Genomic DNA, 13,708 nt, shown 5'->3' with positions numbered 1-13,708 from the left:
TTTATGCAAAGTAGCGAAAAAAAAATGTAACCGACAAAAGAAAGCACCAAAATTACTTGGTGCTTTCCGTTAAAAACAATTAATTGTTATTTTCTAAATAGGTAAGAAGGTCTGCAACTACATAACTACTGCCTCCTATGAAAATAAAATCTTCAATCGTAGCGTCCTTGCAAGCGTCTTTATACGCTGCTTCAACACTACTATAGCATGTGCCGTGAAGACCACACTCCTCTCCTATCTTCTGTATTTTATCTTCAGTTATGGCTCGATGAGTAGTTGCTTTACAGAAATAGTAGACTGCATCTTTTGGCAACATCGCCATAACATGGCGTACGTCTTTGTCGTCTACCATTCCGAAAACAATACGCTTTGTCTTACAATTTTGTCTTGCAATCTGTTGGCTGAGGTATTCCCAACCAGCTACGTTATGTCCCGTATCACAAATGGTGAGCGGAGTTTTGCACAATGTCTGCCAGCGACCAAGAAGTCCTGTTGCTTCACACACATTAGCAAAACCAGCAGTAACGCAATCGACATCATTAATGAGTCCAAGCTCACGCAACTGGTTGACAGCGTTGAGTACTGTATTGGTATTCTTTTGCTGATAATCGCCACAAAGCTCACCTTCAATAACGCCGTATGTCTTTGTTTCATAATGCATAACGTTATTTTCTTCAAGCGAACATCCAAGCACTTCCGTGTTGTCTTCTGCGAAAACGATGGGAGCGTTTGCTGTTTTTGCCTTAGTTTCAAACACCTCACGCGTCTCGTCACAACACTCTCCTATTACAACTGGCACACCCGGTTTTATGATGCCAGCTTTCTCAGCAGCTATCTTTGCCAAGGTGTCGCCAAGGAACTGTGTATGGTCGTAACTTATGTTAGTGATAACAGAGAGCAACGGCGTGATAATGTTTGTACAATCGAGTCTGCCTCCCAAACCGACCTCAATAACCGCAATGTCCACCTTCTTTTCGGCAAAATATTTGAAGGCAAGAGCCGTTGTGAGTTCAAAGAACGAGGGATGTAAAGGCTCAAAAAAGTTGCGCTCTTGCTCAACAAAGTTGATAACGTACTGCTCGTCTATGCACTCGCCATTGATGCGGATGCGCTCACGAAAATCTACAAGGTGCGGAGAAGTATAAAGTCCGACCTTGTAACCTGCCGACTGAAGAATTGCTGCCAAGGTATGCGAGCACGAACCTTTTCCGTTGGTGCCTGCTACATGAATAGTCTTGAACTTACGATGAGGATGGCCGAAATGGCGGTCAAGCTCCTCCGTATTGAACAAGCCCTCCTTATAAGCAGAAGCCCCCACCTTTTCAAAGACGGGGGTCGAATTGAACAGATATTCTATCGTTTCCTGATAATTCATTTTTGTAAGATCAACTCGTCTGCTATTAGTTGAAATAATTCTTGAAGCGCTCGAAGATTGATTTTTTGGTCTCCTTGTCGCCCTTGAAGTTGTCGCTTCCAGCGAACGACTCAACAGCCTTCTTCTCATCCTTAGATAGAGTCTTCGGGATGTAGACGCTGATATTCACAACGAGGTCGCCAGTACCAGTGCCGTAGCCTTGAACGGATGGTAGACCTTTGCCGCGCAAACGGAGTGTCTTGCCGGGCTGTGTACCCGGTTCAATCTTTATCTTAACCTTTGAGCCGTCTATTGTAGGTATCTCTACGCTTCCTCCAAGTACAGCTGTAGGGAAATCGAGCAAGAGATTGTAAATCACATCGTTGCCATCGCGCACGAAAGTATCGTTAGGCTCTTCTGAGATGTACACCTGAATATCTCCATTAATGCCATTATGTTGTCCTGCACTACCCTTGCCCGGAACGTTTACAACCATTCCTTCGGCTACGCCAGCCGGAATCTTGATCTCGACTACCTCTTCGCCTTTAACGACGCCGGTGCCTCCACATTCCTTACACTTATTCTTGATAACAGTACCTTCGCCGTGACATGTAGGACACTCCGACTGTGTCTGCATCATGCCAAGCATAGTGCGAACTGTGCGAGTAACAACACCGCTACCATGACATGTAGGACAAGTCTCGCTGGCGCTACCCTTCTCTGCGCCCGAACCGTTACAATGAGTACATGTAACGTCCTTCTTCACCTTGAACTTCTTTGTGGTTCCGGTTGCAATCTCCTGAAGCGAAAGCGTTACCTTTATGCGCAAATCGGCACCGCGGTACTGCGGTTTCTGACGCTGACCTCCACCGCCAAAGCCTCCGAAGCCACCGAAGCCTCCGCTATGTCCGCCGAACACGTCACCGAACATAGAGAAGATATCGTCCATAGAGAAACCACCGGCGCCACCGAATCCGCTACCGCCGAATCCGCCGCCAGGAGCATCAAAGCCAAACTGGTCATATTGCTGGCGTTTCTGAGGGTCGTGAAGCACATCGTAAGCCTCTGCTGCTTCCTTGAATTTCTCCTCAGCCTCTTTATTGCCAGGGTTACGGTCGGGGTGATATTTGATAGCTATCTTTCGATACGCCTTCTTTATTTCGTCGTCTGTGGCGGTCTTGCTGACGCCAAGCACTTCATAATAGTCTCTCTTTGCCATTATATATTAATGAATAAGTGGTTTTAATTACTGTCCTACTGCCACTTTCGCGTGACGAATAACCTTGTCATTGAGCTGATAGCCTGTCTGAACGCAGTCGATAACCTTACCTTTCTTATAGTCGCCCATACCCGGAACCATTGCAACTGCTTCGTGAAAGTCGACGTCGAAGTCTTTCCCTTCTGTTTCGATTTTCTTCACGCCGAGCGATTCGAGAGTCTTGTTGAACTTGTTGAAGATAATCTGCATTCCTTCTTTAATGGCGTTAACGTCCTCTGTCTTGTCGGCGATAGCACGCTCGAAATCGTCGAGGATGGGCAGGAAAGCGCAAACAGCCTTCTCACTACCGTTGAGCAAAAGCTCTGCTTTCTCCTTAAGGGTGCGCTTGCGATAGTTGTCAAATTCTGCAACAGCACGCAGATACTTGTCCTTGTATTGCTCAACCTCTTTCTTGGCAGCCTCGAGTTGCTCCTCAATGGTAGGCTCGGCTGTCATTTTGTCTGCCGAATTGTCAGCCTTTGCAGATGCGTTTTCTGTATTTTCTTCAGAAACGACATTCTTGTCAACGTTTTCGTCGTTGATTTCGATGTTTTTCTCTATGTCTTCTTTATTTCCCATTTTTATATTAAGCTTTAGTATTTATATGTTATTAGGCAAATACCTTGCCAAAACTGCGTTTCACGAAAAATAGAGACAACATAGACAAAAAATGTATATGTTATCTCTATTGTCGTGTAATCTACGACGTATATTGTCGTGTCAAATTAGTCTTTGGCGTACATCTTCGCCTTGAGTTCCTTGATCTCCTCGTTGTAGATGTAGTCGTCGTAATCCATGAGCTTGTCGATAGTTCCCTTCGGTGTGAGCTCAATGATTCGGTTGGCTACGGTCTGGATAAACTCGTGGTCGTGGCTCGAGAAGAGTATATTGCCCTTGAAGCCAACGAGGTTGTTGTTGAATGCCTGAATACTCTCGAGGTCAAGGTGGTTGGTCGGGGTATCGAGAATCAGACAGTTGGCGTTCTTAAGCTGCATACGCGCAATCATACAACGCATGCGCTCGCCACCAGAGAGTACGTTCACTTTCTTCAGTACATCCTCACCAGAGAAAAGCATACGTCCGAGGAATCCCTTCATTACAACCTCATTGCCCGGACCGTACTGTGAGAGCCAGTCGACAAGGTTTTTGTCGCTCTGGAAGAACTCCGTATTGTCGAGCGGCAGATAAGCGGTTGTGATAGTCACGCCCCACTTGAATGTACCTGCTGAAGCCTCGCGGTTGCCGTTGATAATCTCGAAGAGAGCTGTCATCGCCTTCGGATTATGGCTAAGGAACACTACTTTCTCGCCCTTTTCGATGTTGAAGTTTACGTTGTCGAAGAGTACTGTACCATCATCGTCAACAGCCTTCAAGCCCTCAACCTCAAGAATCTGGTTGCCCGGCTCGCGCTCCATCTGGAAGATGATTCCCGGATACTTGCGGCTTGACGGACGAATCTCCTCAACGTTAAGCTTCTCAAGCATTTTCTTGCGTGAAGTAGTCTGCTTGCTCTTTGCAACGTTAGCAGAGAATCGACGGATGAACTCCTCGAGCTCCTTACGTTTCTCTTCAGCCTTCTGGCGCTGGTTCTGAGCCTGACGCAGAGCGAGCTGTGACGACTCGTACCAGAACGAGTAATTGCCGGCGAACACCGTAACCTTTCCGAAGTCGATATCCACGGTCTGTGTGCTGACAGCGTCGAGGAAGTGACGGTCGTGGCTCACAACGAGTACAGTTTGTTCAACGTTGCTCAGATACTCCTCAAGCCACTGTACGGTATCGAGGTCCAAGTCGTTGGTCGGCTCGTCGAGAAGGAGGTTGTCTGGATTACCGAAGAGAGCCTTAGCAAGCATTACACGCACCTTCTCGTTGTTTGACAGTTCGCTCATCTGCTTCTCATGGAGGGCCTCAGGTATACCGAGGTTTGAGAGCATCTGTGCAGCATTGCTTTCAGCTTCCCAACCGTCCATCTCAGCAAACTTCAACTCGAGGTCGGCGGCACGTACACCATCTTCCTCTGTCATCTCCGGCTTGCTGTAGAGTTCTTCACGCTCCTTCATGTTCTTCCAAAGCGGTTCGTGACCCATGAGCACGGTGTCAAGCACGCGGTAAGCGTCGAACTTAAAGTGGTCCTGCTCAAGCACAGAGAGACGCTCACCCGGACCAAGCTCAACTGAGCCCTTGTTCGGTTCGAGATCGCCGCTAATAGCGCGGAGCAATGTTGACTTACCGGCACCATTTGCGCCGATAACGCCATAAATATTACCTGCTGTGAACTTGAGATTTACATCCTTGTAGAGAACCCTCTTGCCAAATTGAATAGCGAGATTGCTAACTGTTATCATATTACCTTTTCTTCTTTAATAGTTTTGGAGTGCAAAGTTACACATTATTTTTGGTATGGGCAAATTTTGCGGTGAGCATATCGCATTATTCCGACGGCGATAGAACGTTGTTCCATCACCGTTGGAATAATGTTACAGATATGGCGGAGTCTTCTTACAAATCAACAGGAATAATAATGATGCAGAGAAAACAAAAAAAAGACCTTACCAAAAACTTGATAAGGTCTTTCTTTTATTTAAGATGAATTAAATCATGCTCAGGAAGTACGCATGAACGCGTGTGTCTTCGTTGAGTTCAGGATGGAACGAAGTGACGAGCTGCTTGCCCTGGCGTGCAGCCACAATGTGTCCGCCAACCTCAGCTAACACTTCTGCGTCGCCTGACACCTTGCTGATATACGGCGCGCGAATGAAAGTCATAGGAATATCTTCGCCTACACCCTTCATCGGCGCAACGGTATAGAAACTGCCGAGCTGGCGACCGTAAGCATTGCGGAGCACCTCGGTATCCATTGTCGATATACGAGTTGCTGGCTCCCCCTCTATCTTCTTAGAAAGAAGAATAAGACCGGCACAAGTGCCGAACACGGGCAAACCTTCGCTGATAGCTTTGCGGATAGGTTCAAGTAGGTGCAGGTCGCTAAGCAACTTGGCCTGCACGGTGCTCTCTCCACCAGGGATGACAAGGCCATCCTTCGGTTGTTCCCAATCGGCAAGCTGTCTGATCTGGAATGTTTCAACTCCAAGGCGCTGGAGCATCTGTTCGTGTTCTGCGAATGCGCCCTGGAGTGCCAATACAGCAATTCTCATTACTTGCCGCGCTCAGCCATGAGCACTTCTATCTCATGCTCGTTGATACCTACCATAGCCTCGCCGAGGTCCTCTGAAAGCTCAGCAAGCTTCTTAGCGTCATTGTAGTTTGTAACAGCCTGTACGATAGCAGCAGCACGCTTCTCCGGGTTGCCACTCTTGAAGATGCCAGAGCCTACGAATACGCCCTCAGCACCGAGCTGCATCATGAGAGCAGCGTCAGCAGGTGTTGCAACACCACCAGCAGCGAAGTTAACTACCGGCAACTTGCCGTTCTCGTGTACGTACTTAACAAGCTCGTAAGGAACCTGAAGCTCCTTAGCAGCCTCGAAGAGTTCGTCCTCAGCCATAGACTTGAGACGACGCATCTCGCTTTGCATCATGCGCATGTGGCGTACAGCCTGTACAACATCGCCAGTACCCGGCTCACCCTTTGTACGGATCATTGTAGCACCCTCTGCGATACGACGCAATGCCTCGCCGAGGTTTCTTGCACCGCAAACGAAAGGAACGGTGAACTTTGTCTTGTCGATGTGATATACATCGTCAGCCGGTGAGAGCACCTCACTCTCATCAATATAGTCAATCTCGATAGCCTGGAGAATCTGTGCCTCTGCGAAGTGACCGATACGACACTTTGCCATAACAGGGATCGAAACTGCTTCCTGAATGCCCTTGATCATCTTCGGGTCGCTCATACGAGAAACGCCGCCTGCAGCACGGATGTCAGCCGGAATGCGCTCGAGCGCCATAACTGCACATGCACCTGCAGCCTCTGCGATACGAGCCTGCTCTGGAGTAGTAACGTCCATGATCACACCGCCCTTGAGCATCTGAGCCAAGTTACGGTTCAATGTTTGTCTGTTTTCTGTCATAATGTTATTAAGTAAATTGTAATTAGATTATTTTGAATCTGATTCTGAATGAATGTTTCATTTCGTCCCAATTCGTACCGAGCATCACGAACTTGCCTATCTGTGAGGTAGAACGTACATGCTTGCCTATGCACGGACACGCGTCGTAGTCGCCGATGCGCACAATGCGCAAGTTTTCGGATGCGTCTTCCGGCAGACGGTCTATACTGATGCCTTCAGGAATATTGTTGCGATCAACAATCTCATACTTCACGGGGAGGTCTTCCTCGATGAGTTCGTTCATGCGCGTCTCAATCTCCTTCTCTTCCTTGCGTGTAGGTTTATGGTCGAGAATGAAGCTTATCTTGCTTTTCTTACGTTCGATGTGAGCATTGCGCGAGCGTTCGCATCCGAACATTCTAACCATTGTCTGGTTGAGCAAGTGTTCTGCCGTGTGAGCTGGAGGAAACTCCTCTTTGTTGTGTGCATTGAATATCTCTTCTGTATCCATACTCAATTTCGTTTTAAGTATTACACATTTATAAGCATCTACATCCACGTCTACTGAAGTGGTAGAGCCGAAACGCACCTCAACGTTGTTGCCCGAAAGCAAGTCGACAGCCTTGACATCCTTGCGCGGAATGTTGAGGAAGTTGAACGCATGGTCGGGTATGTTCACCGATACCGACGCCTTCTGGTTGTCGAAGTTGGCAACGACGAGCAATAGTTCGTCATTCGATTTGCGCAAGAAAGCATACTGGCGATTAGCTATATGCTCGTTTACGTACATCAAATCGAAGAAGTCACCCTCGCTTACAGCCTTTTCTGAATTTGCAATATTGAGAACCTGGGAATAGAGACGCGAAAGCTCGCTTTCTTCCTTGGTCGATTCGCCAGAAACGAATGCACGATACAGAGAAGGAACGGTCCAATAGTCGAATATCGTTGTTCTGCCATCGCAACCGCTGAAGCCTTCTTCGTCCATACCACGCTCACCATACTCTTGTCCTGCATACACCATGAACGGATTCTTGCGCATAAGTACATTCGTCACAAGCGCAGGATAAGCACGGAATGCATCGCCAGCGAAATAGTCGCTTGCTATGCGCTGCTCATCGTGATTCTCAAGGAAGTAGAGCATGTGATCGTTAATATCGTCAACCCACTGCCAAGCTGTAGTAATCTTTGATGTAGGATAACCCTCGCAGATGATGCTGCGCATAGTGTCGTACATGCCCACCTTATCATAAAGATAGTCGAAGCCAGAAGCAACATAATGGCGGTAATCCATCGGGTTGTACACTTCTGCTACGAACAGAATCTCGGGATAGGCAGCCTTTACCTTTGCTATAGCCCAACTCCAGAACGCTGTAGGCACCATTTCTGCCATATCGCAGCGGAATCCATCTACACCTCTTGCTGCCCAATACAACAATATATCGAGCATCTTGTGCCATGTGCTTGGCACGGGTGTGAAGTGTTCAGAGCGTCCGCCAGCATCACAATAGTCTACACCATAATTTAGCTTTATGGTTTCGTACCAATCGTTCTTGCCTGGGAACGCATCGAAATGATCGTTGCCCGTTGCCTTTGCCGGGAACTCCGTATAAGGTTCAGCTTCGCCTGCATAGAGGTCGATGCTCGGAGCGAACTGCTGGTCTACATTATAATAGAAGTTGTTGTTAGGGCTGAATCCCATCGACTTGTTATCTGTTGCGCCGAGATCTTCAACGCCCTCGGGCTTTACGACCGAGTGGTACTGGCGTGCAACGTGGTTAGGAACAAAGTCGATGACGACCTTCATGTTTGCTTTGTGAGTGCGCTCGACGAGTGCGTCGAACTCCGCACTACGCTCATTCACATTTTCTGCTAAGTCGGGGTCAACATCATAATAGTCGGTGATGGCGTACGGCGAACCTGCTCTACCCTTCACTACAGCCGGATGCTGGCGTGGAATGCCGAACGAGGAGTAATCGGTCATAGACGCGTGGCGGATTACACCCGTATACCATACGTGGGTGATGCCCTTAGCGCGAATCTGCTGAAGCACCTCGTCGGAGAAGAAGTTCATCTTTCCACAACCGTTCTCAGCAATCGTACCGTTCTGCTTGCACACATTGGTACGATTGCCGAACAATCGTGTGAATATCTGATATATTATGATTTTCTGCTGAGCCATACCAATTAAATGATGCCGTGGGCAGACACAGTCTTGTCGATACGACCAATCATTCCCTGGAGAGCCTTGCCAGGACCACACTCTGTGAAGTCGTCAGCACCAGCCTTAATCATGTTCTGCACACTTGCAGTCCAACGTACGCTGCTTGTGAGCTGTGCGATGAGGTTAGCCTGGATTTCAGCAGGATCGGTATGCGGCTGTGCGTCTACGTTCTGGTAAACTGGGCACTTAGGCTCAGAGAATGTAGTAGCCTTGATAGCCTTCTCGAGTTCCTCCTTTGCAGGCTGCATAAGCGGAGAGTGGAAAGCGCCACCCACCTTCAGAGGCAGAGCGCGCTTAGCGCCGGCAGCCTTCAGCTTCTCGCATGCAGCGTTGATAGCGTCCACGTTGCCGCTTATAACGAGCTGACCTGGGCAGTTGTAGTTGGCAGCAACAACGATGTTGCCGTCTGTGCTAACCTCTGTGCAGATTTCCTCTATCTTCTCATCGGGCAGACCGATAACGGCAGCCATTGTGCCAGGAGCCGCCTCGCAAGCCTTCTGCATAGCGATAGCACGTGCAGAAACAAGCTTTACGCCGTCCTCAAAGCTCAACGCACCGGCTGCAACAAGCGCAGAAAGTTCGCCGAGGGAGTGACCAGCTACCATTGCAGGAGCAAAATCCTCGCCAAGGCAAAGTGCAGAGATAACACTATGAAGGAATACAGCAGGCTGTGTAACCTTTGTCTGAGTAAGCTCTTCGTCGGTGCCCTCGAACATGATATCTGTGATGCGGAAACCGAGAATCTCGTTAGCCTTCTCGAAAAGTTCCTTTGCTTTTTCGTTATTGTCGTACAGGTCCTTGCCCATACCTACAAACTGTGATCCTTGACCAGGAAATACAAATGCTTTCATTTCTTCTATTTTATATTATTAAAATATTAATTATTCTTTTCATTTATAACATTGCGCCCCATCGTTTCAAGCAAGCTTGATAGTTAAGGTTTGCGTTATTTTATGCAAAGATACAAAAAATGTGACAATCGCTATAGATATTTGATTAATTGTTGCTAAAAAACACTAACTTTGCAGTTGTAAGCCTTTGATATGCCCCCATCATTGAGCCTATATACCCTCAAAAATCAATATTTAACACTCTACATTATAATATATGAACATTTCAAGAATGAAATATGCGCTATTGACACTTGTTGCGCTGATACTATCGGTGACTCATGTGTCTGCCCAAATCAAATGGAATTCGGCTTATCAGGCATACATAGACCAATACAAGGACCTTGCTATCGAACAGATGCTGAAATACAACATTCCGGCAAGTATCACTCTCTCGCAAGGTTTATTGGAAAGTGGCGCAGGCAGAAGTTGGCTTACAAAGTCGTCTAACAACCATTTCGGTATAAAATGCCACGGCTGGACCGGTCGTCGTGTGTTTCATGACGACGACGAACGCGGAGAGTGCTTCAGAGCATACGACAATCCACGTCAGAGTTTCGAGGACCACAGCCGTTTTCTTGCAACACAATCGCGCTACGCTCGACTGTTCAACTACTCGCGCACCGACTACAAGAGTTGGGCACGCGGACTGAAGCAATGTGGTTACGCTACAAATCCGCAGTATGCTTCGAAGCTCATTCAGATTATTGAGCTTTACAATCTTAACCAGTATGATAAGGCTAAGAAGTTCGACCAATTCATGGTGAAGCATTCTACGGAAGATGGTGTTGCGCCCGACGGCAACTTCCACGTAATAAAGGCTTACAACAAGAACTATTATGTGATTGCACGAAAAGGCGACTCGTTCCAGTCGCTTTCAAAGGAACTGTGTATAGGCAAGCGAAAACTCGCCAAATACAACGAACGGTCGTACAAAGAGGAGCTTGCTGCCGGCGACGTTATCTATCTAAAAAAGAAGCGCAAGAAGGCGACAAAGGAATACAAGAACCGTCCGCATATAGTGCAGAACGGCGAGAGCATGTACTTGATTTCACAGAAATACGGTATCCGTTTGTCAAGCCTTTACAAGAAAAACCACCTCAGTCCCGATTATCAGATTAAGGTGGGCGACAAACTTAGAGTATATTAAGAATATATTAAGCGTATGTTAATGATACGCGCCGGTCGGCACGCACATCTGAGCCGACCGATACGAACATCCGCAACGAATGATACGTACATGCGTGTCGGTCGTTGCGGATGATTTTTATTAGTCTTCGGATGCATTCTTTTCCTCTTCGAACAACGTGTCGAAGATATCTTCCAACGCACTTCTATCGTTTATCATGTCTCTTATAACCTTCAAATTCTCTGTGTTCGGCGAGTTGGGAAGCCATAAGCGTATGTATCCGTGTGCAGAATACTTGTGGTCGAGGTGCTCAAAAAAGCGTTTGCGCTGTTCCTCCTTGCTGTATTCGGGGTAATGGCTCAAGCCATACTGCACCGTGCGACGGAAGATATGCATCGGCTCAAGGTCTCTGTCAGCTTCGGCTACAATCTTGCCGTAGATGCTACGAGGAGCATGCGACGCCGAAGCACGATGGTCTTCTACGGCTTCTTTCATAATGCGTAGCTGCTCGGCTGAGAACCAGCGTTGCAAGCGGCGGTCTGCCATCAATATTTTGCCGCTTTGTATGTGATGCACGGCACGCGGACCCTCCAGCCCGAGGTCGTGATAGGCAGCTATGGCATACGCCATATTGATGTCTGCGCCACATTTTAAGGCAAGTTCAAGCGACTGCTTTATAACATGGTTGACGTGCGACAAACGGTGCGCTTTGTCAAAGGAATTGTAGCGGGGTAATATGTTTTGCTCGACAAACTCCATCAGATCGAGACTCACGTTTCTTCCATTCATCTTTCGAAAAATTTAATTTTAATTGCAAAATTAATCTATTATGGTTAATTTTGCAAGAACATACACAACTAATATTGATAAATAAGATGAACGAATCGAATGTAACGACAAATTCTTTGAAGGCATGGTTCCTTGCGGCTCGTCCGAAGACTCTAACTGGCGCTGCCGTGCCCGTGATGATTGGGATTGCGGCTGCGATAGCTCAATATGGCGATGCTGTGAGGGTTGGCGCTGCTGTGCTCTGCATGCTGTTTGCTCTTGTGATGCAGATAGACGCCAACTTCGTGAACGATTATTTCGACTTTATGAAGGGTTCGGATGACGAAAAGCGTCTTGGCCCGAAGCGTGCCTGCGCTCAGGGTTGGATTACTGCTGCGGCCATGCGCCGCGGATTGCTTTATACCACTCTTTTGGCGTGTGTTATCGGTCTGCCGCTTGTCTACTATGGAGGATGGGAGATGATACTTGTAGGTTTTGCCTGCGTAGTATTCTGCTTTCTCTACACCATCTCGTTCTCATATCTCGGACTTGGAGACGTGCTTGTGCTCGTGTTCTTCGGTTTGGTACCGGTCTGCATGACTTATTGGCTCGTGGCTCCGCCTACTCCACTCATGTCTATCCCGCTTTCTGTAATAGTACAGTCTATAGCCTGTGGACTCATCATCGACACTCTGCTTATCGTGAACAATTATAGAGACATCGATAACGACAGACATGCTGGTAAGCGCACGCTGATAGTACGAATCGGAGCGCGTGGAGGCAGATGGCTCTATTATATAATAGGTATTGCGGCTGTGCTGCTGAATATTGCTGCCACTTATACAATGGGCTATTCGGCTATGCTCCTACCTTTGTTATATATACCGTTCCATGCGGCAACATCCATCGAGATGCACCGCATAGACAAGGGTGTAGAACTGAATAAAGTGCTCGGCATGACAGCCCGCAACATGCTCATATACGGGATTCTGGTAACTATCGGATTGCTCGTATAAGCACACCCCGATGGTAGTGTGCAATTATGACACCCACATGTAGGCAATAATTTCATGTAAATCGCATAAAAATTATTGTAAAAACTTGTAGGATATAAGTAAAGTATATACTTTTGCAGCGAAAATGGCGACAGGATAAACACAAACGCCAATAGTAACTGACAAATCAAGTAACAAATAATAAGACTTTAATAATATATGAAACAACAAAAAGCTCTGACACTCAAGACACTAACAAAGAGTAACGTATGGGAAGTTGAAGAAAACGACATTTTCAGAATGTGGGAAACCGCTGAAAAGGAGTCGGATTTCAGAGACAATCGCAACCACTATATCGACGTTATACGTAGTGCCTTTGAAATAGAAGAAATCAAGATAGACAAGCCTGAGGTCATAAAGAAATATGAGGCACGCGACTTCAAGGTGGGCAACATCCACTTCGACGACAACGAAAACAAGAAGTGGGGCATCAAGAAGCGCGCCATCAACCGCATTACAGACCTCACATACGAGAATATTCACCACATCTCTGCTGCAAAGCTCATGGAGGTGCTCGACCGTAATTTCGGCGGTGGCTGGGACTCGCTTTCACAGAGCGTGCAGGACATCATCGAGGCTGGTTTCGATATCAGCACCACTACCCTGCCTAAGGATCGTCTGCACAAGCCGGGTGGCATGTACGAGAAAAAGGTGAACGACGGCTACGACGTGCTCGAGATCCCTAAGGGTCTTTGGGTTGAGGCTATCTTCGCAAAGGCTAAGCCGAAGGTTGAGAAACAGCCGGTTTTGGATGACGACATCGCTCCAAAGAGCAACAAGTACGATGGTGACGAGGACGACGATTTCGATGATGAAATCGACGACAACTCATACGACGACGATGATGAGGACGACTTCGACGAGGACAAGCTCACAGAAGAAAGCTATCGTACAACATTCGAAACAGAGGAAGACCTCAACCTCGAAGCAGAGGATGTTGCTGACGACGACTATTAATAAACCTCTGCTTTTAAAGCAGTCATTATAAAAACACTACTTATTTGCACAAATACCTAAAATATTG

General features: G+C 47.3%; 12 protein-coding genes. 3 read left to right on the top strand and 9 right to left on the bottom strand.

The genetic code is table 11. From position 1 onward, the window contains the following. Window positions 1-79: 79 nt before the first annotated feature. The 8 genes from KTQ90_RS04500 to fabD form a co-directional block, all read right to left on the bottom strand. Window positions 80-1,375, bottom strand: coding sequence for a bifunctional folylpolyglutamate synthase/dihydrofolate synthase (locus KTQ90_RS04500; RefSeq protein ID WP_217317346.1), 1,296 nt, complete (start codon window positions 1,373-1,375; stop codon window positions 80-82). Between the two features lie 25 nt (window positions 1,376-1,400). After that, window positions 1,401-2,573, bottom strand: a complete 1,173-nt coding sequence (dnaJ, locus tag KTQ90_RS04495) for a molecular chaperone DnaJ (protein ID WP_217317345.1) — start codon at window positions 2,571-2,573, stop codon at window positions 1,401-1,403. 27 nt (window positions 2,574-2,600) lie between these two features. Beyond that, window positions 2,601-3,191 (bottom strand): nucleotide exchange factor GrpE, encoded by a 591-nt coding sequence (locus KTQ90_RS04490; protein WP_217317344.1) that lies wholly within the window; start codon window positions 3,189-3,191, stop codon window positions 2,601-2,603. 146 nt (window positions 3,192-3,337) lie between these two features. Next, window positions 3,338-4,957, bottom strand: coding sequence for an ABC-F family ATP-binding cassette domain-containing protein (locus KTQ90_RS04485; RefSeq protein WP_217317343.1), 1,620 nt, complete (start codon window positions 4,955-4,957; stop codon window positions 3,338-3,340). A 246-nt stretch (window positions 4,958-5,203) separates the two neighbouring features. Then, window positions 5,204-5,767 carry a pyridoxal 5'-phosphate synthase glutaminase subunit PdxT gene (gene pdxT, locus KTQ90_RS04480; RefSeq protein WP_022159017.1) on the bottom strand — a complete coding sequence of 188 codons (564 nt, stop codon included), beginning with the start codon at window positions 5,765-5,767 and terminating at the stop codon, window positions 5,204-5,206. After that, a complete protein-coding gene (pdxS, locus tag KTQ90_RS04475; RefSeq protein ID WP_022159016.1) occupies window positions 5,767-6,642 on the bottom strand; it encodes a pyridoxal 5'-phosphate synthase lyase subunit PdxS in 876 nt (291 codons plus the stop codon). Before pdxS ends, pdxT begins: the two co-directional genes overlap by 1 nt. Window positions 6,643-6,664: 22 nt before the next feature. After that, window positions 6,665-8,800, bottom strand: coding sequence for an alpha-amylase family glycosyl hydrolase (locus tag KTQ90_RS04470; protein WP_217317342.1), 2,136 nt, complete (start codon window positions 8,798-8,800; stop codon window positions 6,665-6,667). A 5-nt stretch (window positions 8,801-8,805) separates the two neighbouring features. Continuing rightward, window positions 8,806-9,693, bottom strand: coding sequence for an ACP S-malonyltransferase (gene fabD, locus KTQ90_RS04465; RefSeq protein WP_217317341.1), 888 nt, complete (start codon window positions 9,691-9,693; stop codon window positions 8,806-8,808). A gap of 256 nt (window positions 9,694-9,949) precedes the next feature. Between fabD and KTQ90_RS04460 the strand changes: the two genes are divergently transcribed. Beyond that, on the top strand, window positions 9,950-10,882 hold the full coding sequence (locus KTQ90_RS04460; RefSeq protein ID WP_217317340.1) for a glucosaminidase domain-containing protein: 933 nt from the start codon (window positions 9,950-9,952) through the stop codon (window positions 10,880-10,882). 120 nt (window positions 10,883-11,002) lie between these two features. Here KTQ90_RS04460 and KTQ90_RS04455 read toward each other — a convergent pair whose 3' ends face one another. Next, on the bottom strand, window positions 11,003-11,650 hold the full coding sequence (locus tag KTQ90_RS04455; protein WP_022159012.1) for an HD domain-containing protein: 648 nt from the start codon (window positions 11,648-11,650) through the stop codon (window positions 11,003-11,005). Window positions 11,651-11,736: 86 nt separating this feature from the next. On the opposite strand from KTQ90_RS04455, the gene menA reads away from it, so the two are divergent. Next, window positions 11,737-12,645: a 1,4-dihydroxy-2-naphthoate octaprenyltransferase gene (gene menA, locus KTQ90_RS04450; RefSeq protein ID WP_217317339.1), complete on the top strand. Its 909-nt coding sequence runs from the start codon at window positions 11,737-11,739 to the stop codon at window positions 12,643-12,645. 198 nt (window positions 12,646-12,843) lie between these two features. Continuing rightward, window positions 12,844-13,641 carry a hypothetical protein gene (locus tag KTQ90_RS04445; RefSeq protein WP_022159010.1) on the top strand — a complete coding sequence of 266 codons (798 nt, stop codon included), beginning with the start codon at window positions 12,844-12,846 and terminating at the stop codon, window positions 13,639-13,641. Window positions 13,642-13,708 lie beyond the last annotated feature (67 nt).

The organism is Leyella stercorea, from assembly GCF_019052365.1.
Taxonomy (GTDB): domain Bacteria; phylum Bacteroidota; class Bacteroidia; order Bacteroidales; family Bacteroidaceae; genus Prevotella.
Note: the sequence above shows the minus strand (reverse complement) of the source record. Positions and strands in the feature narration are given on the sequence as shown.